General features: G+C 43.7%; 23 protein-coding genes, 7 tRNA genes, 2 pseudogenes and 1 riboswitch. Of the genes and pseudogenes, 27 read left to right on the top strand and 5 right to left on the bottom strand.

The window, feature by feature from the left end; all coding sequences use genetic code 11:
- Position 1 precedes the first annotated feature (1 nt).
- From NQ541_RS09485 to NQ541_RS09440, 10 genes are all read left to right on the top strand, one after another.
- Positions 2-1,150 (top strand): THUMP domain-containing class I SAM-dependent RNA methyltransferase, encoded by a 1,149-nt coding sequence (locus NQ541_RS09485; RefSeq protein ID WP_005613113.1) that lies wholly within the window; start codon positions 2-4, stop codon positions 1,148-1,150.
- A 12-nt stretch (positions 1,151-1,162) separates the two neighbouring features.
- A complete protein-coding gene (locus NQ541_RS09480) occupies positions 1,163-1,777 on the top strand; it encodes an XTP/dITP diphosphatase (RefSeq protein ID WP_005613115.1) in 615 nt (204 codons plus the stop codon).
- Positions 1,774-2,253, top strand: a complete 480-nt coding sequence (locus NQ541_RS09475) for a metallophosphoesterase family protein (protein ID WP_005613118.1) — start codon at positions 1,774-1,776, stop codon at positions 2,251-2,253. The genes NQ541_RS09480 and NQ541_RS09475 overlap by 4 nt, the downstream gene beginning before the upstream one ends.
- Positions 2,254-2,443: 190 nt before the next feature.
- Positions 2,444-2,518: transfer RNA gene (locus NQ541_RS09470), tRNA-Pro, on the top strand.
- Between the two features lie 6 nt (positions 2,519-2,524).
- Positions 2,525-2,595: transfer RNA gene (locus NQ541_RS09465), tRNA-Gly, on the top strand.
- 39 nt (positions 2,596-2,634) lie between these two features.
- Positions 2,635-2,708 (top strand) — tRNA-Arg (locus tag NQ541_RS09460).
- A 7-nt stretch (positions 2,709-2,715) separates the two neighbouring features.
- Positions 2,716-2,789, top strand: a tRNA-His gene (locus NQ541_RS09455).
- Between the two features lie 47 nt (positions 2,790-2,836).
- Positions 2,837-2,908: transfer RNA gene (locus NQ541_RS09450), tRNA-Gln, on the top strand.
- 33 nt (positions 2,909-2,941) lie between these two features.
- Positions 2,942-3,014: transfer RNA gene (locus NQ541_RS09445), tRNA-Lys, on the top strand.
- Positions 3,015-3,075: 61 nt separating this feature from the next.
- Positions 3,076-3,156, top strand: a tRNA-Leu gene (locus NQ541_RS09440).
- A 106-nt stretch (positions 3,157-3,262) separates the two neighbouring features.
- On the opposite strand, the gene NQ541_RS09435 is transcribed toward NQ541_RS09440, so the two are convergent.
- Entirely contained in the window at positions 3,263-3,943 is a 681-nt protein-coding gene (locus tag NQ541_RS09435; protein ID WP_005613122.1) for a YoaK family protein, read from the bottom strand.
- Between the two features lie 280 nt (positions 3,944-4,223).
- Between NQ541_RS09435 and NQ541_RS09430 the strand changes: the two genes are divergently transcribed.
- Complete coding sequence (locus NQ541_RS09430) at positions 4,224-4,463, top strand: HPr family phosphocarrier protein (protein WP_023921069.1); 240 nt, start codon at positions 4,224-4,226, stop codon at positions 4,461-4,463.
- Here NQ541_RS09430 and NQ541_RS09425 read toward each other — a convergent pair whose 3' ends face one another.
- Together NQ541_RS09425 and NQ541_RS09420 are read right to left on the bottom strand one after the other, a co-directional pair.
- Positions 4,464-6,806, bottom strand: a complete 2,343-nt coding sequence (locus tag NQ541_RS09425) for an ABC transporter permease (RefSeq protein WP_005613127.1) — start codon at positions 6,804-6,806, stop codon at positions 4,464-4,466.
- Positions 6,807-6,819: 13 nt separating this feature from the next.
- Positions 6,820-7,518 (bottom strand): ABC transporter ATP-binding protein, encoded by a 699-nt coding sequence (locus NQ541_RS09420; RefSeq protein WP_005613130.1) that lies wholly within the window; start codon positions 7,516-7,518, stop codon positions 6,820-6,822.
- A gap of 420 nt (positions 7,519-7,938) precedes the next feature.
- On the opposite strand from NQ541_RS09420, the gene NQ541_RS09415 reads away from it, so the two are divergent.
- The 5 genes from NQ541_RS09415 (at position 7,939) to ung (ending at position 12,343) form a co-directional block, all read left to right on the top strand.
- Entirely contained in the window at positions 7,939-8,616 is a 678-nt protein-coding gene (locus NQ541_RS09415; RefSeq protein WP_005609411.1) for a response regulator transcription factor, read from the top strand.
- An 8-nt stretch (positions 8,617-8,624) separates the two neighbouring features.
- On the top strand, positions 8,625-10,127 hold the full coding sequence (locus tag NQ541_RS09410; RefSeq protein WP_005609413.1) for a sensor histidine kinase: 1,503 nt from the start codon (positions 8,625-8,627) through the stop codon (positions 10,125-10,127).
- Positions 10,128-10,297: 170 nt separating this feature from the next.
- Positions 10,298-10,903 carry an imidazole glycerol phosphate synthase subunit HisH gene (gene hisH, locus NQ541_RS09405; protein WP_005613169.1) on the top strand — a complete coding sequence of 202 codons (606 nt, stop codon included), beginning with the start codon at positions 10,298-10,300 and terminating at the stop codon, positions 10,901-10,903.
- Between the two features lie 13 nt (positions 10,904-10,916).
- Positions 10,917-11,678, top strand: a complete 762-nt coding sequence (hisF, locus tag NQ541_RS09400) for an imidazole glycerol phosphate synthase subunit HisF (RefSeq protein ID WP_005613166.1) — start codon at positions 10,917-10,919, stop codon at positions 11,676-11,678.
- Positions 11,675-12,343, top strand: coding sequence for a uracil-DNA glycosylase (gene ung, locus NQ541_RS09395; protein WP_005613162.1), 669 nt, complete (start codon positions 11,675-11,677; stop codon positions 12,341-12,343). The genes hisF and ung overlap by 4 nt, the downstream gene beginning before the upstream one ends.
- Positions 12,344-12,395: 52 nt before the next feature.
- Here ung and NQ541_RS09390 read toward each other — a convergent pair whose 3' ends face one another.
- Both NQ541_RS09390 and NQ541_RS09385 read right to left on the bottom strand, forming a co-directional pair.
- A complete protein-coding gene (locus tag NQ541_RS09390) occupies positions 12,396-14,192 on the bottom strand; it encodes a vWA domain-containing protein (RefSeq protein WP_005613159.1) in 1,797 nt (598 codons plus the stop codon).
- An 85-nt stretch (positions 14,193-14,277) separates the two neighbouring features.
- A complete protein-coding gene (locus tag NQ541_RS09385; RefSeq protein ID WP_147644435.1) occupies positions 14,278-15,192 on the bottom strand; it encodes an AAA family ATPase in 915 nt (304 codons plus the stop codon).
- Between the two features lie 71 nt (positions 15,193-15,263).
- Between NQ541_RS09385 and NQ541_RS13220 the strand changes: the two genes are divergently transcribed.
- The 11 genes and pseudogenes from NQ541_RS13220 to NQ541_RS09330 all read left to right on the top strand — a co-directional run bounded on the left by NQ541_RS13220 (position 15,264) and on the right by NQ541_RS09330 (position 23,127).
- Complete coding sequence (locus tag NQ541_RS13220) at positions 15,264-15,482, top strand: hypothetical protein (protein ID WP_081717057.1); 219 nt, start codon at positions 15,264-15,266, stop codon at positions 15,480-15,482.
- A gap of 205 nt (positions 15,483-15,687) precedes the next feature.
- Complete coding sequence (locus NQ541_RS09375; RefSeq protein ID WP_023921078.1) at positions 15,688-17,175, top strand: carbon starvation CstA family protein; 1,488 nt, start codon at positions 15,688-15,690, stop codon at positions 17,173-17,175.
- 74 nt (positions 17,176-17,249) lie between these two features.
- Positions 17,250-17,454 (top strand): annotated as a pseudogene (locus NQ541_RS13215) (hypothetical protein).
- A gap of 137 nt (positions 17,455-17,591) precedes the next feature.
- Entirely contained in the window at positions 17,592-17,954 is a 363-nt protein-coding gene (locus tag NQ541_RS09365) for a GntR family transcriptional regulator (protein ID WP_005612608.1), read from the top strand.
- Positions 17,951-18,646 carry an ABC transporter ATP-binding protein gene (locus NQ541_RS09360; protein ID WP_005612609.1) on the top strand — a complete coding sequence of 232 codons (696 nt, stop codon included), beginning with the start codon at positions 17,951-17,953 and terminating at the stop codon, positions 18,644-18,646. The genes NQ541_RS09365 and NQ541_RS09360 overlap by 4 nt, the downstream gene beginning before the upstream one ends.
- A gap of 27 nt (positions 18,647-18,673) precedes the next feature.
- Complete coding sequence (locus NQ541_RS09355) at positions 18,674-19,417, top strand: hypothetical protein (protein WP_005612611.1); 744 nt, start codon at positions 18,674-18,676, stop codon at positions 19,415-19,417.
- 54 nt (positions 19,418-19,471) lie between these two features.
- Positions 19,472-19,621: riboswitch (FMN riboswitch) on the top strand.
- Positions 19,606-19,779 carry a hypothetical protein gene (locus NQ541_RS09350; protein ID WP_155983963.1) on the top strand — a complete coding sequence of 58 codons (174 nt, stop codon included), beginning with the start codon at positions 19,606-19,608 and terminating at the stop codon, positions 19,777-19,779. Its footprint overlaps the riboswitch before it by 16 nt.
- Positions 19,780-19,938: 159 nt before the next feature.
- Positions 19,939-20,478 (top strand): annotated as a pseudogene (locus NQ541_RS09345) (ECF transporter S component); the annotation flags it as partial.
- A 191-nt stretch (positions 20,479-20,669) separates the two neighbouring features.
- Positions 20,670-21,320 carry a cell wall hydrolase gene (locus NQ541_RS09340; RefSeq protein ID WP_005612616.1) on the top strand — a complete coding sequence of 217 codons (651 nt, stop codon included), beginning with the start codon at positions 20,670-20,672 and terminating at the stop codon, positions 21,318-21,320.
- A gap of 116 nt (positions 21,321-21,436) precedes the next feature.
- Complete coding sequence (locus NQ541_RS09335; protein ID WP_023921082.1) at positions 21,437-22,606, top strand: hypothetical protein; 1,170 nt, start codon at positions 21,437-21,439, stop codon at positions 22,604-22,606.
- 104 nt (positions 22,607-22,710) lie between these two features.
- Complete coding sequence (locus tag NQ541_RS09330; RefSeq protein ID WP_147644436.1) at positions 22,711-23,127, top strand: C-GCAxxG-C-C family protein; 417 nt, start codon at positions 22,711-22,713, stop codon at positions 23,125-23,127.
- Positions 23,128-23,202 lie beyond the last annotated feature (75 nt).

The following is a 23,202-nucleotide window of genomic DNA, read 5'->3' as shown; positions in this document are numbered from 1 at the left end:
AATGAATAAAATGGAATGGATTGCACCATGTCATTTTGGCCTGGAATCTGTACTGAAAAGAGAAATTCAGGATCTTGGATATGAGATTTCCCAGGTGGAAGATGGAAGAGTGACATTTTATGGTGAGGCAGATGCTGCATGCAGAGCGAATATTTTCCTGAGGACAGCGGAAAGAGTTCTTTTAAAAGTGGGAAGTTTCAAAGCAGTAACGTTTGATGAACTGTTTGAGAAGACGAAGGCATTGCCATGGGAGGCGTACATACCGAAAGATGGAAAGTTCTGGGTGGCGAAGGCGTCATCGGTTAAGAGTAAGCTTTTCAGTCCCTCTGATATACAGTCGATCATGAAAAAAGCAATGGTAGAAAGGCTGAAATCAAAATACCGGATTCAGTGGTTTCAGGAGGACGGAGCATCGTATCCGCTGAGAGTTTTTCTGATGAAAGATATTGTGACTATCGGGATTGATACATCAGGAGATTCTCTGCATAAGAGAGGATATCGTCCGGCAGCAGGAAAAGCTCCGATCTCAGAGACGCTGGCAGCGGCTCTGATCATGCTGACACCATGGAGAAAAGATCGGATCTTGGTAGATCCTTTCTGCGGAAGTGGTACCTTTCCAATCGAGGCTGCAATGATGGCTGCAAAGATTGCCCCGGGAATGAACCGTTCTTTTACCGCAGAGACATGGACTAATCTGATCGGAAAGAAATACTGGTATGAGGCAATCGATGAGGCAAATGATCTGATCGAGGATGAGATAGAGACAGATATTCAGGGGTATGATATAGATGGAAGTGTTGTGCGGATGGCAAGAGAAAATGCAGAGAATGCAGGAGTTGCCCATTTGATCCATTTTCAGGAGCGTGCAGTGAAAGATCTGAGACATCCAAAGAAGTATGGATTCATTATCACGAATCCCCCATATGGAGAGCGGTTGGAAGACCGGGAGACACTTCCACAGATCTATCGTGAATTTGGAGAGAGTTTTAAGGGACTGGACAACTGGTCAGCTTATATGATCACAAGTTTTGAAGATGCAGAGCGTTATTTCGGAAGAAAAGCAGATAAAAACCGAAAGATTTACAATGGAATGCTGAAGACATATTTTTATCAGTTTCAGGGACCAAAGCCGCCGAGACAGAAAAGATAGAGGGAACAGAAGATGAAAAAAAGAATTATATTTGCTACCGGAAATGAAAATAAAATGAAAGAGATCCGAATGATCCTTGCAGATCTGGGACTGGAAATTCTTTCGATGAAAGAGGCCGGTGTATTTGAAGAAATCGAAGAAGATGGAATGTCGTTTGAAGAAAATGCAGAGATCAAGGCGAGAGCAATTTCAAGAGTTATGACAAATGATATTGTCCTGGCAGATGATTCCGGTCTGGAAATTGATTATCTGGACAAAGCTCCTGGAATTTATTCAGCAAGATTTGCAGGCGAAGATACTTCTTATGATATAAAGAACCGCATTTTGCTGGACAGGCTGGAAGGTGTGCCGGATGAAGAGCGAAGAGCAAGATTCGTCTGTGCAGTGGCAGCCGTATTTCCGGATGGGACAGTAAAAGTAGTGAGGGAGACGATTGAGGGACAGATTGCACATGAGATCGTCGGAGAAAATGGATTCGGATATGATCCTATTTTTTACGTGCCGGAATATGGATGTACGACGGCTGAAATGACTCCTGAACTGAAAAATGAACTCAGCCACAGAGGCAAGGCACTTCGTGCGATGAAGAAGATACTGGAAGAAAAGTTCAGAGAGGGAGAACTATGAAGATTTTGATCGTCAGCGATACACATGCAAAGCATGGAAATTTGGATTATGTATTAGAGCAGGCAGGTTCGATCGATCTGTTTATCCACCTCGGTGATGTAGAGGGGGATGAAGAGTATTTGGATGCAGTGATAGAATGTGAAAAGCATATTGTGCGGGGGAATAATGACTTTTTTTCCAGGCTTCCAAGGGAAGAAGAATTTGATATAGGAAAGTATCATGTCTTTATTACGCATGGACATTATTATTATGTGTCTATGGATGTCGATACGATCATAGAAGAGGCAAGATCGAGAAATGCCGATATTGTGATGTTTGGTCATACGCATAAACCGTATTTTTCTCAGAAGGACGGACTTACCGTTCTGAATCCGGGGAGTCTTTCTTATCCAAGGCAGGATGGCAGGAAACCAAGTTATATGGTGATGGAAATAGATGAAGAAGGAAAAGCCCATTATGAGCAAAAATATCTTTAATGTATGAAAAAATCAGAAAATTCGACGCTGATATATTGAGAAAAATAAAAGTTTCTGAAAAAATAGCAAATAGTCTTTTGAAGAAATGCAAATTTTTTTGAAAAATAGTGTTGACATTCTTTGAATCCTATAATATAATTGTTCTTGCGTTACGGATGAAGTAAACGAAACGCAGGAACAACTTACATATCGGGGTGTGGCTCAGCTTGGCTAGAGCGCCTGGTTTGGGACCAGGAGGTCGCAGGTTCGAATCCTGTCACCCCGATGCTGTGCGGGTGTAGTTCAATGGTAGAACACCAGCCTTCCAAGCTGGATACGTGGGTTCGATTCCCATCACCCGCTTTCTCACTGAAAAGTGAGATGCCTCGAAAAGAGGAAAATGAGTCTGTAGCTCAGCTGGATAGAGCAACGGCCTTCTAAGCCGTAGGTCGTGGGTTCGAATCCCCCCAGGCTCGTTTTGTGGTGGGTATGGTGCAGTTGGTTAGCGCGCCAGATTGTGGTTCTGGATATCACCGGTTCGAGTCCGGTTACCCACCCTTTCATAATTATTAATGGCATGCAGTGTCAGACATAAAGTCTTTAATGGGCTATCGCCAAGCGGTAAGGCACAGGACTTTGACTCCTGCATACGCTGGTTCGAATCCAGCTAGCCCAGTTTATCCAGTTACTGGGAAGTTAAATAAAATACGGGCGTGTAGCTCAGGTGGTAGAGCACTTGACTTTTAATCAAGTTGTCCGGGGTTCGAATCCCCGCACGCTCATCAGAACAAGCGATTGCTTGTTCTATTTTTTTCTTTCAAAGAAGAAAATAAAAGAGAATAAGCGGATGTGGCGGAATTGGCAGACGCGCCAGATTTAGGTTCTGGTGTCTACGACGTGCAGGTTCAAGTCCTGTCATCCGCATTGAAAAGAAAACTCCGGAATCCCCGTGTTTGTAAAAATACGAGGATTCCGGAGTTTTTGTTCAGGTAGAAATGTAAGTTCCCTGGGTTCCCAAAGAAAAGCCTTGTCAGGAAACAGAGTTTTCTCTTAATTCTTTTTCTCTGTCAATGAACATAATCAGAAAAGCAACGAACAAAAGGAAGGAACATCCTAAGATCGCCTTTTCGTGAAGAATCCGCACAACGGCATTTCCGATGACGGCTCCGATAATGAAGCAGATGATAATGCCATAGTAGAGAAGACTGGAATCAAGGAATTTCCGTTCTTTTGTATGTAAATAATGGTGAAGGTTTTCCGTTCCGCTTCTCAAATTACCGATGCACATAGTTGTGGCAATTCCTTGTCCGTGAATTTTGCGGAAACTTTCAACCTGAATGCCACAGGCAAAAGAGGTAAGCGAGTTGGCAGGCAGATTGAGCGTCGTAGGAAAGAAACTGACTGCAATCAGGATCAGGGCTTCTGTAAGGACAGAAATCTGTCTCCAGTGAAGCAGGTTCGGTTCTTTTGTACGGACCGTGTCTGCCAGTGCGATTCCCAGTGCAAAAGCAAGTACCGGGAAGAGGTAATTAAGCATGGTCTGATAGTTTCCCTCAGAAAGATTTACACCAAAAAGGAGCATATTTCCCGTCTGAGCATTGGCAAAGACTTTTCCACGTTCAATATAGGAATAAGCGTCCATAAAGCCGCCTGAGAGGGCGAGAATCGTTCCAAGACCGATGGATTCGGAAATCTGCATGGAATGTTTCATAAAGAAGTCACCTCATTTAATTGGATTTACGTGAGAAATTCGCAAGGCACGTTTCTCACAGTTTGCAAATTTATTATAGAAAGGATTGGAAGGAATGTCAAATCTGGTAAGAAGTAAAAAGAAAATGTGGCGTGGATTCAAAACGATTGTTCAGGGTATCTTAAGATTGTTTTAAAATTAAGAAAGTACAGGTTGAAGTTTGAATGAAATTCTGATATCCTATATCGGTATGCCTGAAAAAGAAGCAGAGCGGCATGCCTTGTCAGATGGAGGTTTTATAATGATAGAAAAGAAAATTAAATTAATGTCATCCGGTCAAATCTTAAGTTTCTGCAAGGCATGTCAGAAACTGGAGTCAGATGTGGATGTGACGGATATGTCTAATAGAAATTATCAGATTGATGGAAAGTCCCTGCTGGGGCTGATGTCCGTAAAGCTGGGACTTCCCATGAGAGTTGTCATATCAGGCTCAGATGAAGAACTGGCAGAGCAGTATCTGGGTAAATATGAGTTTGAATGATTATTCGATATTTTTGAGTGCCTCGTCCATAGGCACTTTTTTTATTTTCCGGTACTCCAGTAAAGCTACGATCAGGTAAGTGCCAAATCCAAGAACGAACATTTTTACATAAATAACCGGATCCATATACAGCGGAATCCATCCGGTGATGCTGGTGATCATGATCGCACGGAACAGACCGGTCATGATAATGCTTTCAATCGGAAGGCTGATCAAAAGGAACAGTACGACAACAATGGAGGTAGAGAGAATGTAAAGCCGACTGATCTCCCAGTTGGTATATCCGAGAATTTTGGTCATGGAAATCGCCTGTGCATTTTTATCGATAATGATCTTGGAAAGCAGATAGATCAAGATAACAAACATCAGAATCGCAAAGCCATCCACAAGAGACATCATACTTCCCATTGATACGGTGAGCTGTCTGGAGATTTTGGACAGGCTGTCCAGATCAATGACAGAAGAAATATATTTCTGGTCAATATCTGTAATCTCCGTTTTGGAGAGATAACCGCTGAAATAGTCGCTTCCAAGATCGAAGGTATCGTTTAACTGTTTCTGTGGCATGAAAATGGTAAGTCCGCCTTCGTAGTTATAAATGCCGTCTACTGTAAACTGATAAGTATCATCTTCATAAATTTCCTTTAATTTAATCGTATCGCCCTTTTTCAGGCTGTATTTATCCGCATAGGCAGAGGAGATGTAGACACCATTGTAAAGATCATCTGAATCTGCTGCATCTGCGAAATCAATGGAAATATAACGGCTGTCATCTGTCAGGCCATAGAGCAGGATTTCTTCTTCTTTGTAGCCGGTATCATAAGTATTTAATGAATAGGCACTGAATTTTTCAGCGTCTTCATTATCGGTTTCCACAGCACTTTGAAAATACATCATAGAAAGAAGACTTGAAAGTTTATTCTCTTCATTCATTGCCTCCAGTGGAATCTGCAAAATATACTGATAATTGCACAACAGGTTATCGGAGAGGACTTCCTGATAATGATCGAGTACTGCAGGGAAAAGCAGTCCGAACATTAAAAGGAGATTTGCAAAAAGGATTCCGACAAATAACAGTACATAGTTGCTGATATTCTGAAAAATAACACGCATGCGGAAACGGCTGAAAAATGCCAGCTTCGGGCTTAAATAAAGAGCATGCTTCTGACGTCTTTTCTTCAAGTCTCTTCTTAAAAACTTAAGTGGAGAAAGAGAAAGCTTTCTGTAGAGTATTGTAAAGTTTACAAGGATCATCAAAATGATCGGAATCACGGTTGTCAGAAGGAAAGCTTCCGCATTCCAGATGGTAGTATAAGTCGGAAGACTGTAGCTTCCGTAATACATACCGGCACATACATCTTTCAGGACGGTATAACCTAAAATATTTCCGATCACGGCACCGATCAGGGTGACAATAATCGGCATGGACATATAATGGCGGATCAGTTCGGCACGGGTATAACCGGATGCAAGCAGTGTTCCGATGACATGGGATTCTTTCATGATGGTATTGCTGCTCGTAATTCCAAAGACGAATGCCATGATTACGATAATAATATAAAGAAAGACAATAATCATAGCACGATCACTGCCCATATCGTCACCGGTGAAATTGATCGCCTGGTTCAGATAGCGGGGAACGTAGTCCTGCAGAGAAACTTCCTTATTAATAGCCTTCATCAGGTCATCGGAAACCTTCTTTTCTTCCTTATCATTGGCAGGTTCTTTTGCATATTTCCAGGAGTAGACATATTTAATGGAAGAACTTTCAAATTTGGAAAAAGCCTCAGGTGTTACGACAGCCACTCCGAATTTTACCGAGTCGAACATCGAATCATTATTATTCTGGAAAAGGCAACTGTAATCAGGAAGAGCAACCAGTCCGGTGATCGTCCATTCATGGGAATCGCTCTTTAAAGTGTCACCGACTGACAGATGGTTGTTATCTGCATACATACGGTCGATTGCAATCTCATTTTCGCCGGAAGGAAAATCTCCCTTCATCAGGCATACCAGGTTGACATCGGTACGATTGGAAAAAATACGGAGCGTACTTCCATTGGTTATGGATTCTTCGGAATAAAAATTTTCATACAGGGTAATGTCATTTTCTTCGATTGCCTGAATCTGTGAAGTTGTTGCTTTTTTGGCAATCTGAAAATGTCCGTTCTCAATATTATACTTCTGAAATCCTTCATTATAAGTCCTGATCATACTTCCGTCTGCCACAAGGAAACCGGAAACAAATCCAATGGAAATGATCAGGAGCAGAAAAATTACAAGATACTTTCCAAATTCACTTTTCAGTTCCCTTGGAAGACGTTTGGTTAATGGATTTTTCATCGTTTCAGCCTCCTTACCAGTCTAATGCTTCGGCAGAAACTTTATGCTCATTCAGATAATTTTTGCGGATCATACCGTCACGGATACGGACAACCCGGTCTGCCATGTCTTTGATGGCATCATTATGAGTAACCATGACAACGGTATTTCCGTATTTCTGATTCACGGTTTCAATCAGCTTCAGGATCTCTTTGGAAGTATTGTAGTCCAAAGCACCGGTTGGCTCATCGCAGAGCAGGATATCCGGGTTCTTTACAATCGCACGTCCAATGGCAGTACGCTGCTGCTGACCACCGGAAAGCTGATTGGGGAGTTTACGCTGATGATCTGCAAGACCAAGTGTATCAAGAAGTTCATCCACATCCAGGGCATGGTCGCTTAAATAAGCTCCGACTTCGATATTTTCGCGGACAGTCAGGTTCGGGATCAGATTATACATCTGGAAAACGTAGCCCAGATGTTTGCGGCGGTAGAGTCCGAGCCGCTTCGGAGTCATTTTCTCCATGAGTTCTCCGTCGATCGTGATCTGTCCGCTGTCAGCATGATCGATTCCACCGATAATATTAAGCAGGGTGGACTTTCCGGAACCGGAAGGACCTAAAAGAACGCAGAACTCACCTTTTTCAATGGAAAGATCAATCCCTTTCAGGACTTCCACCCGGCTGTCGCCCTGTCCAAATGATTTTTTAATATGATTTAGATTAAGAAACATGGTAACCTCCTTCAAACTCTGGTTAGAATAATCTAACCAAACTATACCATTTATTCTTTCTTATGTAAAGATGTCGGGGTCAAAAGCCCCCGACTTTGATGCCTACGGATTGCTCCGTGCTACGCACTCCCACAATCCTACCCAATATTCGCATATCGTGGGATTATCATCCCACTTTTATGCTCATATCGGGGCGGGTCCTAAGGTCTTTCACCCACCTATGAGCAAGCTCATGTGGGCTTAGACCTTTTGACCCTGGCATCATGTAAATAAAACCAAATAAAGTTTCGTTCACAATAAGGACATATTTTTTTGCTACCATACGTGCATAGAATGGATTCAAAATAAATAGAACTCCTGAAAAAGAGGAGTTCAGAGAGAAATTGATCTCAGAGCAGAACAGAACCGGAGGGAAAAAGAATGGACAGAGCAAAAATATTGGTCGTAGATGATGAAAGCAGAATGAGAAAGCTGGTGCGGGATTTCCTGGTCAGAGAAGGATACAATGTACTTGAAGCTGAAGACGGGGTGGAGGCAATGGATATTTTCTATGAGGAAAAAGATATTTCACTGCTGATCCTCGATGTTATGATGCCGAGGATGGACGGATGGCAGGTGTGCCGTGAGATCAGGGAGTCTTCAAAAGTGCCGATCATCATGCTGACAGCAAGATCAGAAGAAAGAGATGAACTGCAGGGATTTGATCTTGGCGTAGATGAATATATTTCCAAGCCGTTCAGTCCAAAGATCCTTGTGGCGAGAGTGAATGCAATCCTGAGAAGAACGCTTGGCAGTGATGCGGGAGATGTGATGGAAGCCGGTGGAATTACGATCGATAAAGCGGCTCATATTGTGAAAATAGATGGAAAACCGATCGAGCTGAGCTACAAGGAATTTGAACTTCTCACTTATTTTGTGGAGAATCGCGGAATTGCACTGTCAAGAGAAAAGATCCTTAATAATGTATGGAATTATGATTATTTTGGAGATGCAAGGACGATTGATACGCATGTGAAGAAATTAAGGAGCAAGTTGGGCGATAAAGGGGAGTATATCCGTACGATCTGGGGTATGGGATACAAATTTGATGCAGAATAGAACAGGTGATGCAGATGGAAAAGCAGATGAAAAAATCGTTAAGCAGACAGATGACTGCAGTCTTTGTCGGTCTGCTGGCATTTGTGCTGGCAGCAGTTTTTATTGTCAATGCGGTGTTCCTGGGACATTACTATACCACGCACAAAGAGAGTGATCTTCTGAATACGTATAATGCATTGAAAGAAGCACAGGAGTCTGATGAGCTGACGGATGAGAATAAGCAGTGGAAATTATCTTATGAACTGGAAAAAATGAATATTGATGTCTGCGTGATGAATGTAGACCGGGATGCAGGAACCATCAATGAAATTTTTTCTAATGTAAAAGAAAAGAGTCTTCTTTACGATCAGACTCTGCGGATCTTTTTTTCAAAGGATACAGGGAATGAGACTGTTTTAAAATCGACAGATCAGTATGTGATGCGGAAGATGACGGATCGTCAGAATGGAACCGATTATCTTGAAATGTGGGGGTATCTGGATGATGATTTTTTTGTGCTGATGCGTAGCCCACTGGAGAGTATCCGGGAAAGTGCTTCTCTGGCGAATCAGTTCCTGATCTATCTTGGTATCATAGGGATGGTAGTTGGAGGTCTGCTTGTATGGATTTTTTCAAGAAAGATCACCAGGCCGGTGATGGAATTGGCAAGGCTGTCGGAAGATATGGCGAATCTGAATTTTGATATGAAGTATACCAGTGGTGGAAATAATGAGATCGGAATCCTGGGGGAGAACTTTAATAAAATGTCCCTGCAACTGGAAAAGACGGTTTCGGAATTAAAGACAGCAAATAATCAGTTGCAGAAAGATATTGAACAGAAAGAAAAATTGGAAGATATGAGAAATGAATTTCTGGGAAATGTATCACATGAGCTGAAGACTCCGATCGCATTGATCCAGGGATATGCGGAAGGACTGAAAGAAGGAGTCAATGATGATTCGGAAAGCAGGGAGTTTTACTGTGATGTCATTATGGATGAAGCGTCAAAGATGAATCAGATGGTCAAGAACCTTCTGACACTGAATCAACTGGAATTTGGAAATGATGAGGTAGAATTTGCACGGTTTGATATTGCGGCTCTTGTAAGAGGCGTGATCGCAAGCTGTGATATCCTGATCCAGCAGGCGGGTGCATCGGTAGATTTTGTGAGTGAAGAGAAAGTCTATGTATGGGGAGATGAGTTTAAGACAGAACAGGTAGTACGAAACTATCTGACAAATGCAATCCATCATGTGGATAATGAAAAGCGGATTGAAGTCAGAATCGTATCATCGGATGGAAAAGTAAGAGTTTCTGTCTTTAACAGCGGAAAGCCGATCCCGGAGGAGGATGTGCCGAAACTGTGGGATAAATTTTATAAAGTGGATAAGGCTCATACAAGAGAATATGGCGGAAATGGAATCGGTCTGTCGATTGTAAAAGCGATCATGGAATCGTTCCATCAGGGATACGGAGTCAGAAATTTTGATAATGGAGTAGAATTCTGGTTTGAACTGGATGCAAAATCATGATAAAGTATATAGAAAGATGCCAGGGTCAAAAGGTCTAAGCCCACATGAGTTTGCTCATAGGTGGGTGAAAGACCTTAGGACCCGCCCCGATATGAGCATCAAAGTCGGGGGCTTTTGACCCCAACATCTATAGAAAAGAACGAAAACCCCTGATTTGAAAGGATTAAAGAATGATAGCAATAATTGATTATGATGCCGGAAATATAAAAAGTGTGGAGAAAGCATTGCTTGCACTTGGACAGGAAGTGGAAGTAACTTCAGACAGAGAGAAGATCCTGTCAGCAGATAAGGTGATCCTTCCGGGGGTAGGAGCCTTTGGTGATGCAATGGCGAATCTGAGGGAGAGCGGACTGGATGAGGTGATCCGGGAGGTCGTAAAGAAAGAGATTCCTTTCCTCGGAATCTGCCTGGGATTGCAGCTCCTTTTTGAGAGCAGTGAAGAAGCACCGGGTGTTGCAGGACTTGGAATACTGAAAGGAAAGATCTTAAGGATTCCGGAGCGGGCAGGATTGAAGATTCCGCATATGGGGTGGAATTCGCTGCATTTAGAGCATGACGGAAGACTCTTCCGGGGAATCGAGGAAAATGCCTATGTCTATTTTGTGCATTCCTATTATCTGCAGGCAGAAGAGAAAGAAATCGTGAAAGCATCGACTGAATACAGCACGCATATCCATGCATCGGTTGAACAGGGAAATATATTTGCCTGTCAGTTCCATCCGGAGAAGAGCAGCGATGTAGGTCTGCATATCTTAAAAAACTTCGTGGAACTGTAAGGAGGAAAGAAAAATGTTTACGAAAAGAATTATTCCATGTCTTGATGTCAATGCAGGAAGAGTTGTAAAAGGTGTGAATTTTGTGGATCTCAAGGATGCCGGTGATCCGGTGGAGATTGCAAAGGCATATGACCAGGCAGGAGCAGATGAACTGGTATTCCTGGATATCACCGCTTCTTCAGATGCGAGAGGAACTGTGGTTGATATGGTGCGGAAAGTTGCAGAATGTGTATTTATTCCATTTACAGTAGGAGGCGGAATCCGTACGGTAGATGATTTCCGGGCATTGCTCCGGGAGGGAGCAGATAAGATTTCCATCAATTCTTCTGCGATCAATACACCGGAATTAATTCGTGAGGCGGCTGATAAGTTTGGTAGTCAGTGCGTGGTTGTGGCGATTGATGCCAAAAGGCGGGCAGACGGAAGTGGCTGGAATATTTATAAGAATGGTGGACGGATCGATGTAGGGATCGATGCAATGGAATGGGCTAAAAAAGTAGAGTCGCTCGGTGCAGGAGAGATTCTTCTGACGAGTATGGACTGTGATGGAACAAAAGCCGGATATGATCTGGAGCTGACCCGTGCAATCGCTGACAGTGTTTCAATCCCGGTGATCGCATCCGGTGGTGCAGGGAAGCTGGAGCATTTCCGGGAGGCATTGACGGAAGGCGGAGCCGATGCAGCTTTGGCAGCATCGTTATTCCATTATAAAGAGCTGGAGATAAAAGAAGTGAAAGAATACTTACGAGAGAATGGAGTGTCTGTAAGATTATGAGTGGTTTGAACGGAGACTGGTATGAAGCCTTAAAAGGTGAGTTCGCGAAGCCGTATTATAGAAAATTATTTGCAACAGTGAATGAAGAATATAAGACAAGGCTGATCTTTCCACCGGCAAAAGATATTTTTAATGCATTTCATCTGACGCCGCTGAAAGATGTAAAGGTTGTTATCTTAGGTCAGGATCCTTATCATAATCACGGGCAGGCACATGGATTGTGCTTCTCGGTGCAAAAGGGCGTGGAGATTCCACCTTCACTGGTGAATATTTATAAGGAGCTTCATGATGATCTTGGATGTACGATCCCGGATCATGGCTGTCTTACAAAGTGGGCAGAGCAGGGAGTGCTGATGTTGAATACTGTTCTGACGGTGCGTGCCCATCAGGCCAATTCTCACAGAGGGATCGGTTGGGAAGAATTTACAGATGCTGCGATCATGGCACTGAACAGCCAGGATCGTCCGATCGTCTTTATTTTATGGGGAGCACCGGCACAGAGGAAGAAGCGGATGCTGAACAATCAGAAGCATCTCATACTGGAGGCACCGCATCCGAGTCCGCTGTCTGCGTACAGAGGATTCTTTGGAAGCAGACCATTCAGTCAGACGAATGCATTTCTTGAAAAGAACGGGATCGAGCCGATCGACTGGCAGATTGACTGAACCGGGGAAGAGAGTAAAATCAGGCAGTTCCGAGTGGAAACTGCCTGATTTTTTAAGAAAGCTGCTGTATTTTGGAGATAAGAAGCCGTCCAACAGCACTGGCAAGCTGAGCAGGACGCTCGATGCGGGTAAAATCTTTTCCAAAGATTTCACGGGCAGCTTTCGTATCTCCGAAATTTCCATTTAAGATGGCCATGACCTGGATGCCATCTTTTTTTAATGCCCGGACTTCTGTGGCAACATCTTTGACAGCAGCATTGCCGGAGTAGTCACGGCTCAGAGCAAATCCATGTTCCAGACTGGCGGGAATCTTCCGGTCATCATTGGGACTTGCATCTGTAAAAATGATGGCAATCCGGTTTGGGGCAGCAGGCTCTTCCTCCATCAATTGATGGATCGCACGCAGGGCAAGTCCGTCACGATTCCACCCGGCAGCAAAATATCGGAATAGATTCGTGTTTTTATCGGTTTCATTATAGCGGATAAAGCGATGGATCACAGTATAGCTGCGAAGGCTGGAAAAAGAAGTGACCTGCACTGGAATCCGGCACTTTTGGAGACTTTGTGCGATGACATAACTCTGTGCTGCGAGAGTTTCCTGATAATCCATGCAGGAGGCGGAGGCATCCAGTACAAGATCTACGGAAAAGGAAGGCTGTTCTTCCTCCTTCTTTGTATAAAAGATCCGGTCGTCATGAAGAAACAGTCCCCGCCAGATCTCGGATGTGGCAAGCTGGCCGCTCCGTCCACGGATCGGAAGTGGTACAGGAGAGACTAAAATAGCATTCTGAATCTGTTCTGACAGTTTACAAATGGAACTCCTGTAAATAAATTGATGTTCATCGAAATGAATTTGATTCCTTTTCTCCTGATGATCAATATCTTTTCGTGCCTGAAGAATCGAAGCATCTGTCCGGGTACAGGTTTCAGAAATTCCATCCGTATAATAAAGATGGGAATGATCATGTGGCCAGGTACAGAGAGCAGTATTCAGGCGGCATTCTTTTTCTTTCGGGTAGAGGGGGCGGCCAAAGCATTGGCGGATATATTCATAATCTTTTTCAGAGGCATCCGCTGTCCGGTTAAAGTCAGGACCGGTTCTGCCGGTTCCTTTTCCTCCAGGGGCTGATGAAGAACCAGATTCAACGAAAAGTCTGTCATTTCGGACAATACGTGAAGGAAAGTGATTCAGAAGTTTCCTCTTTAGACGCATGGAACAACGATAAAGAAAAGTAAGTCTGTCCGGCTGTCCACTGTAATGGAAATATTGTTGAAAAACCGAAGTGACCCTGTGGATGATCTCCTGATCGGTTGCAGAACCACTTAAGGTAAGTTCGTTGAAAAGTTTTTTCTCTTTTGTGGAGACAAGCCCTGTATCCTGCCCGAGAATAGTATGACATCTTGCGGCCTGCAATGCATAGACAGTACTGTTCTGAGCCATCCACTGCTGTCTGGAACGGCTTGATTCCTGATCCAGGAATTTTTTTGCATAGGAATAACGCATTTCATTGAGAGCGGGACGGGCAGAGACTTCCCGTTCAAAAGTGCAGTTCTCAAGAACAAACCAGAGAAGTCCATCGTAGAGATCCCGGTGAAGCGAATCATTGATCGTGGAAAAAAGTGTCTGCATGGCAGTTGTAAAATACCATTTATGGGCGTAACCAATAATGGAATTTGTATAAAAATCAGGAGTTCCATCCTGCCAGAAGGAGAGAAACTGTGGTTCAAAATCATAGACACCGGCTGCGGTCCAGACCATATTTTCGGCTCGTCTGACAGCAGAAATTCTTTTTCCCTGAGAAGGGTTCTTTTTTATTTCTGAAAATTCTTTGTTTTTGTTGTACTTCATGTGGTTGCTCTCTTTTCCTGGTGCTGGTTTTACAATCTGAAAGATGAGGTTCTGCTTTCTGCCGGTGCTTTTGGTTCTGCTTCTGTTAGGAGAAGATCGTGGTACTTTCTGTCTTTTTTGAGATCCTTGTAGTGATGATATCCCGGATCAGAGTTTGTTCGTACGCATCAAAAGTTTTATTGGTAAGTCCCATATCCAGTGCAGGATAGGGGGAGAGTCCATTCTGGATAAGCCGCAGAGCATCCAGCAGTCCACGCAGGTCAAGGACTTTTTCAGTCAGTTCTCCGCTTTCGCATTTTTTCTCAATGTCGGAAAAAAGACCGGAAAATTGTTCTGCGAACTGCTTTTTAATTCCGGGAAATTCCCGCAGCAGTAACCGGGTCAGATTGTCCTGCGTGATGGAAGGCATCTGAAGGATCACAAACCGGGAGGCGAGAGCCTCGTTCAGTTCCCTTGTACCGGAATAACCATAGTTCATAGTAGCAATAAAACGAGTTGCCGGATGTACCGGAATCTGATCGTAGCCCGGAATGTGGATCGTGCGTCGGAAATCCAGTACAGAGTGGAGAACAGCGAGAGCTTCATTTCGTGCCATATTGATCTCATCGAGAATGCAGAAACCTCCGTCAACGGCACTCTGGTAGATCGGACCGGGGCGAAAGACAACTTCTCCGTTTCTAAAGGTATCATTTCCTATCATGGAAGAGGCGTCCATATTAATATGGAAAGAGAGATTATAGCAGGGACGGCGGAATGCACGGGCAAGATTTTCAGCCAGTACATTTTTTCCGGTTGCTTTTGATCCTGCGAGAAGGAGATTTTCACCGCAGAGTAAAGCGTGTACAGCAGCCTCCCAGATCTCTTTTCCATAGTAAAGATAGCGAAGGGAAGTTTGGGAAGTATCAGCAGTGTCAGCATATTTTTGCCGGTATTTTTTAATCTCTTCTATAATAGATGGGTTGATCTGTTCCTTTTTCAAATGTTCAAGCAATTTTTTCACCTCTGTCAGGAGCGGAATCAGGAGAGCTGATTCTGTTCTGTATTGTAATTTCAAAATAGATTTTAATTAAGATGCCAGGGTCAAAAGCCCCCGACTTTGATGCCTACGGATTGCTCCGTGCTACGCACTCCCACAATCCTACCCAATATTCGCATATCGTGGGATTATCATCCCACTTTTATGCTCATATCGGGGCGGGCCCTAAGGTCTTTCGCCCACCTATGAGCAAGCTCATGTTGGCGAAAGACCTTTTGACCCTGGCATCAATTTTATACTATAGCCGGATATAAGGAATGTCAATAAACGGAGAAGAGACATTTTTATTAAAAAATTATAAAGAGTTTGTACAAATTTTATGATTTTAAAAATATTTTTATAAAAGGGGTTGATATCTTACTTTAAAGTGATAAACTTATGTCTAGCAAAAAGAGAGCGTACTCTAAATTATGCGAGCAACAGTTCTTTTTGGAATATCATTATTGGGAGATGAGAAAAATGACAACCTTTTTAATCGGACTTGCAATTCTTATCATCGGTGGCTTCTTATACGGAAGCTTTGTCGAGAGAATTTTCAAGCCAGATGACAGACAGACTCCGGCTGTAAAACTGGAAGACGGTGTGGATTATGTTCCTATGAGCAAATGGAAAAATGCACTGATCAACTTATTGAACATTGCAGGAACAGGACCAATCTTCGGACCAATTCAGGGTATCTTATTTGGACCGGTTGCATTCCTTACGATTCCTATTGGATGCGTCATCAGTGGAGCAGTTCATGATTATTTAAGTGGAATGATGTCGCTGCGACAGGACGGTGCACAGATGCCGGGAATCGTTCATAAGTTTCTGGGGGGAAAAGTGTATCAGGTTTATAATATTTTCCTCTGCCTGCTGATGCTCCTTGTCGGTGCGGTATTTACATATACACCTGGAGATCTCTTTGCAGGTCAGATCTGTGGTTTTACAGATGTAAATGTATGGACCTGGGTTATTTATGGTGTGATTCTGGTTTATTATCTTGTAGCTACGCTGTTTCCGATCGACAAGATCATTGGAAGGATTTACCCGATCTTTGGAGCAATCCTTCTGCTTTCAGCAGTAGGGGTATTCTTTGGTATTTTCGCCCAAGGATATCAACTGGATAATATTGATTTCAGTCACGGAATTAAGGGAATCTTCGATGTTTATCCGTATTTTGACGGAATCGTGGGAGCAAGTGCACCTGGAACAAAATTTGTTCCGGTATTCTTTGTGACAGTTGCCTGCGGTATTACATCCGGTTTCCATTCTACTCAGTGTACAATGATCGGACGTTCCGTAAGACATGAAAAAGAAGGAAAAATGACATTCTACGGAACAATGATTCTTGAAGGTCTGATTGCTATGATCTGGGCTGCAGCAGCAATGGGACTCTATAATTCAGGCTCTACAGCAGGAGCAACAGCAGCGGTTGGTGAAGTCGCAAAAGGACTTCTCGGACCGGTTGGAGGAATCATCGCAATCCTGGGAGTTATCGTACTTCCGATCACTTCAGGAGATACAGCACTTCGTTCCTGCCGTCTGATGATCGCAGATTATATTCATTATGATCAGAGAAAGAAAAAGAACAGAGTGATCCTGACCATCTGTATGTTTGTTCCGGTTATTGCAATCCTTGTATTTGCAAAACTGAATGCGGAAGGATTTAATATCCTTTGGAGATATTTCGCATGGAGCAACCAGACGATCGCAGTATTCGCATTTGCAGCAATCACAGTTTACCTGATGGCGAAAAAAGGTTCAGCAAAATGGGTATTCCTTGTACCGCTTGTTCCGGGAAGTTTTTATATGTTCGTAATTTCTTCCTTTATCTTAAGTGCAAAGATCGGATTCGGACTTTCAATGAATGTAGCATACATCATTGCAGCCATTCTGACAGCGGTTTATGCAGTTGGTGTATATATGCTTGGCAGAAAATACGCTGCAAAACATACAGAAGAATAATAAAAACAGAATATGAGAAATAAAATGAGGCTGTAAAAAGTCCTTAACTAACAGAGCTGCATTGGCAATGGTCAATGCAGCTCTTGTTATATTCCGATATTAAGGTGTCGGGGTCAAAAGCCCCCGACTATGATACCTACGGATTGTTACGCACTACGTGCTCCCACAATCCTACCCAACATTCGCATATCGTGGTGCTTACGCCCCCACTTTTATGCTCATATCGGGGCGGGTCCTAAGGTCTTTCACCCACCTATGAGCAAGCTCATGTGGGCTTAGACCTTTTGACCCTGGTATCATATTAATTGCCTACATAAATCAGAAATGACAAAAATATAAAAATCAGTATTGACAGATATAAATAACTAGTGTACTATCTAACTATAGCACTGATACAGAGAGATTGGAGTGATAGAATGGAATACAATACAGCAAGTCCGATTTACTTACAGGTGATCAATGAACTGAAAAAGCGGATGGTGAAAGGTGAGTTAAAGCCGGGGGAGAAGATGCCTTCCAACCGGGAACTGGCCGTACTGTTTAAGGTGAATCAGAATACAGCAGCCAGGATCTACCGGGAGATGGAGAGCATGGGGCTGTGCTATACAAAGCGTGGGATCGGAACATTCGTTTCAGAGGAGGATGACATGATAAGCGGATTAAAAAAAGAGATGGCAGAAGAACTGGTCAGAAATTTTATGCAGGAGATGGAGGATCTGGGATTCCAAAAAGGAGATATCATTGACCGGATCGCGGATTATAAGGAGGAAGAAAAATGATGCAGGCAATACTGGAATGTAAGAATCTGACAAAAAAATTTGGGAGAAAGACAGCCCTGGATGATGTATCACTTCAGTTAAAAAGCGGGAAGATTTATGGCCTTCTCGGGGAGAACGGAAGTGGAAAGACGACCTGGATGAAGCTGATCGCAGGGCTGTCAAAGCCGGAAAAGGGAGAGATCTTTTACGAGGGACATCCGCTTTGTGCAAAAGACAAAGAATCGATCGCCTATATGGCAACGGAAAATTTCTTTTATAGTTATATGAAGATCAAGGATGTTGAAAAATATTATACGGATTTCTTTGCGGGATTTGACCGGGCAGCATTCTGGAACCTCATTGGAAAAACCGGACTTGACGGGGAGATGAAGGTAAGAGAGCTGTCCAGTGGAATGAATGCGAAGCTCCGGATTGCGGCAACGCTGGCAAGAAAGGCAAAATTAACTCTGCTGGATGAGCCGTTGAACGGAGTAGACTTTAAGGCAAGGGAGCAGATCGTCGAAATGATCTTAAGACAGGCAGATGAAAGCCGGACGATCGTAATGTCTACGCATCTGATCGAGGAGATAGAAAGTTATGTGGAAGAGGCGATCTTTATCAAAGGCGGTAAACTGGCAGATGTCGTAAATCTTGAAAGAGAACGGATGACGACCGGACGTTCCTTGACAGAGCTTTATATGCAGTTAATGTAGGAATGTTGAGCTGAAGGAGGTAAGAAAATGGTAAAGTTATTGAAATATGAGATGAAAAAGCAACAGACTTCAAGGATGGTGATTGGAAGTATTCTTCTGGTATGCGTACTTGGATTTGCACTGGGAATGCTGCTGGGACGGGAGAAGCTGGCAGCAGTAAGTCTGGCAGTGATGATGATGGCAACCTTTTTTGTAGTTTTTTATGTCGGGATTGAAAGCATTCTTGTACTGAACAGAGATCTGAAGACGAAGCAGAGTTATATGCTCTGGATGGTTCCAAAGTCCATCTGGGAGATTCTTGGATCAAAATTCCTTGCAGCGATCCTGCAGATGCTGATCGTCTTTGTGATGTATGTGGCAGTCGGACTGATCTGTATCCTGGTCACATTACAGCATACAGGACATTTGAGTGATCTCTTTAAAATGATCTGGCAGGCAGGAGAATTATATATAGACGGCCTCCCTTCGATCATTTGGGGATCTGCAGAGATATTCCTGGGATGGACCGTAGTGATCATGGCAGGATTTGTGGGAGTGATCCTGTCAAGAACACTGCTTCTGAATGCAAAATATTCAGGATTCCTGGCAGTTGTGGTATTTTTTGCAATCATTATTGCCGTGGAGAAGATCTATGATCTGATCTGTCCTGCAATCTGCGTCAATATCGGAACATCGGGATTCAACCCTGGTTTCGTACTCTATTACCTGGTTGTAGGATTCATACTGTTTGGAGTCAGCGGATGGATGGCAGATAAAAAATTAAGTGTATAAAAATCTGACTTGCAATCAGGAAAAAATAGCGTTATAGTAATAAAGGTAAAAGGAAGTAATCTTCGGGGTCGGGTGAAAGTCCCAACCGGCGGTATAGTCCGCGACCCGCAGTATCTGCGGCTGAACCGGTGACTTTTCTGTGCAAAGGATGCATGGCAGGGGATTCCGGTACCGACAGTAAAGTCTGGATGAGAGAAGAAGGTTCGTGCTTTGAGAATCAGGAAGAAATTCAGGATCAGAAAGAGATTCAGGATCAGAAAGAGATTCAGGATCAGAGAAAGCAGGAGCATCTCCTTACGATATGGAACAGCACCCCGGATGGCAGAGGCCTCCGGGGTTTTTTAGTATTAAAATTTTGCTGATCCTGCATGGAAGATTACCTTTTTCAGAAATTTAATACTGTGGTTTGGAAAACTGCAAAGAAAAAGGAGAGAAAAGAAATGAGTACAAAGACTATGATGCAGTCAGAGAAAAAAATGGGAGTAAGAGCGGTCGTTCAGATCGGCATGCTTGCAGCGGTAGCGGTGATCCTGATGCTTTTTGAGATTCCACTTCCGTTTGCACCGTCTTTTTATAAGATCGACTTCAGTGAAGTCCCGGTGCTTGTGGGATGCTTTGCAATGGGACCGGTTGCCGGAGCATTGATCGAACTGGTGAAGATTCTTTTGAATTTTGTACTGACAGGAACTTCAACAGCAGGAGTCGGTGAGATTGCAAATTTTGTGATCGGTTGTGCGTTATGTGTTCCGGCAGGAATTATTTACCGGAGAAACCGGACAAGAAAAAATGCACTGATCGGAATGGCAACAGGAACGATCCTGATGACGGTTCTTGGATGCTTTGTCAATGCGTATGTTCTTCTTCCGGCATATGGAGCTGCTTTCGGAATGCCGGTCAGTAAGCTGGTAGGACTTGGGACAGCAGTAAATCCGCATATTACAAGCCTTTCAACCTTTGTTATTTTCGCGGTAGCACCGTTTAATCTGATTAAGGGAGTGGCTGTTTCTGCGATTGTATTTGTTATCTATAAAAAGATTAGTCCGGTGCTGAGAATGAGATAAAAACCGGTAATTCCGTAGTGGGAAAAAAGGCACGAAAAATAAAATGAAACAAAAAAGTTGACAGTAGCATTTTTTTGTGATAGTATACTCGTCGTAACAATTTTGTAATATCTGTAATAAATGCGAAAATAATTGCATAAATTTAATAAGGGAGTTGTAAAGATATTGCAAAAATAGTTTAGGAGGAGTATATGAAATTTAATAAAAATAAGTGCTTTTTTGCTTCTGTATACGTGGCAGCAGTGAGTGCGATGACATTTACCGGGTTCACAAGCTACGCCGCAGAGCAGAATGCACAGATCAATGAGACGCTGTCACTGATAAGGGGAGAAGAAATACAGTGGGCTGTTTCAGAGATCGTACAGAATGCACAGAAAACCACAGTGGAAGAGACGCTGACTGCAGTGAATGAGGCGAAAGCTGCTTACGAGGCAAAGCTGGAAGAGGAGAGAAAGGCAGCCGAAGAAGCAGAGCGGATTGCCCGGGAGCAGGCAGAGAAAGCGGCAGCACTTCAGGCAGAGAAAGAATTGATGGCATCGCTGATCTTCTGTGAGGCTGGAAATCAGCCATATGAAGGACAGGTTGCGGTTGGAGCAGTCGTGTTGAACCGTGTAAAGAGCAGTGTTTATCCGAATTCTGTCAGTGAGGTGATCTATCAGTCAGGGCAGTTTTCACCGGCAATGTCGGGATGGCTTGACCGTGTGCGTGCCAATGCAGGATATTCTGAGTCTGCACTGCAGGCAGCGGAAGATGCACTGAACGGAAGTAATCCGGTTGGCGACTGCCTTTATTTCAGCACCGGTGGATACGGAATGCAGATCGGAGATCATTTCTTCCACTGATATTTCCGCGGGAATGCATTAAGCAAAAAGATCGGGAAATAATGAAAGTAAAAGGGAAGACTTGTTGTGAATGTAAGATTCACGACAAGTCAATTTTATTTTCAGGAGGTAGGATTATGGATATTTGTCTTCCAATCCGTGATATTTATGTAAGGAAAATTCTTGATTCCGGCGGATCACCGGCGGTGGAGGCGGAAGTACTTGCAGGAGAAGATATTGTTGGAACTGCATCGGTTGCAGGACAAAAAGGTGAACAAGAAATTGAGGCAGGAATTGAGCAGATGCACAGTCAGATCGCAGAGGAACTGATCGGGAAGAATCTGTTCGAGCAGGAAGAGATCGACCATTTACTCGAAAAAAGAAAAGAGATCCCGCAGGAAGTATCACTGGCAGTTTCCATCGCGACAGCAAGGGCAGCGGCAGGAAAGCTGAAGCTTTCTCTGTACCGGTATTTAGGTGGGACTCATGCACTGAAACTTCCGGCCCTGCTGATCCTGGCGGCAGACGGAACTGCAGAAGAGACAGAAATGGATTTCAGGGAACTGATGCTTGTCCCGAAAGGAATTTCTTCTGTACAGGGACAGATCAGGGCGGCAGGTGAGATCGACAGTCTGTTCAGGGAGGCTCTGAAAAAAAGAAATGGAAGAGAGGGAGAGCCTGACAGAAAAAAGCAGGATGCGGCAGATGGAGGAGTGCTGAAATTACTGGAAAAGGCAGTGGAAGAGGCGGGATATCAATGTGGAAAAGAAATCTTTTTTGCAGTCAATGCAGGAGCTGGAAGACTGTATGAAAAGCAGTCGGGAGTATATCGTTTTCCGGCAGAGAGCCGACGATGCGGACAGCGGGTGGAACGCTCACGGGAGGAACTGATCGAATATCTGACCAGACTTACCGGAGAGTATCCGATCAGTCTTTTGGAAGACCCTCTATACAGAGAAGATCGGGAAGGAATACAGGAGCTGGAAAAGAAACTGGAAGATCGGGAGGATTGTGAAAAAAAGACGGTATTGGGAAGACGGTCTGTTATGATCGATCCCGGAGAAATCTATACCCTGACAGAACTTTCAGAGCGTGTACGGGAAGTAACGGAGCAGGGAAAAGGAATTATTTTATGCAGGCAGCGGAAGGAAACCGAAGATGCGGCACTTGTAGATGCAGCGGTTGCATTTGGAATCGGACAGATGAAGCTTGGAAGTCCGGGATGCCTGGAGGCGGCAGTGAAGTACAATCGTCTTTTGAAGCTGGAAGAAAAACTGGGAAAATCGTTGGGAACGGATTGTCCTTAAGTTGAAAGCAGGGGATAATAAAAAAGGCAGTACGTTGAAAGCAAAGAGATAAAGCAGCGGGCGAAGTACAAAAGAAAATAAAAAGAAAGAGGATGAATTTGAAGATGAGCAAAAAAGTTGAGCAGGCAATGGCATTTCATGATAAAGGATATAACTGTGCACAGGCGGTAGCCTGTTCTTTCTGCGAGGAGTTTGGAATCGATCAGGAGACGATGTTTCGTGTTTCTGAGGGATTTGGACTCGGAATGGGAATGATGGATATGTGTGGAGCAGTGACTGGAATGCTGATGGTCATCGGTATGGAGAACAGTGTTGGAAACCTGGATGGAAAAAAGCCGAGTAAAGGAGATACATATAAGAAAGCAAAAGCGTATGCACAGAAGTTTAAAGAGATGGAAGGTTCTTACTATTGCCGTGAGTTAAAGGGTGTGGCAACAGGGAAGCCGCTTGTTCCATGTTCCCAGTGCATTGCGAATGCAGTGGAGCTGACGGAGCAGTACCTTGCTTCTGAGAAAGAATAAAAAGCAGAGCTGACCGGATTGCCGCCTGCATCCATGAAAGTAGACAGGGCGGAATTGACAAAGCAGTGACCGGCA

It is taken from the genome of [Ruminococcus] lactaris ATCC 29176, assembly GCF_025152405.1.
GTDB lineage: Bacteria > Bacillota > Clostridia > Lachnospirales > Lachnospiraceae > Mediterraneibacter > Mediterraneibacter lactaris.
The sequence above is the reverse complement of the archived record's forward strand: the minus strand, read 5'-3'. Positions and strand labels throughout refer to the sequence as shown.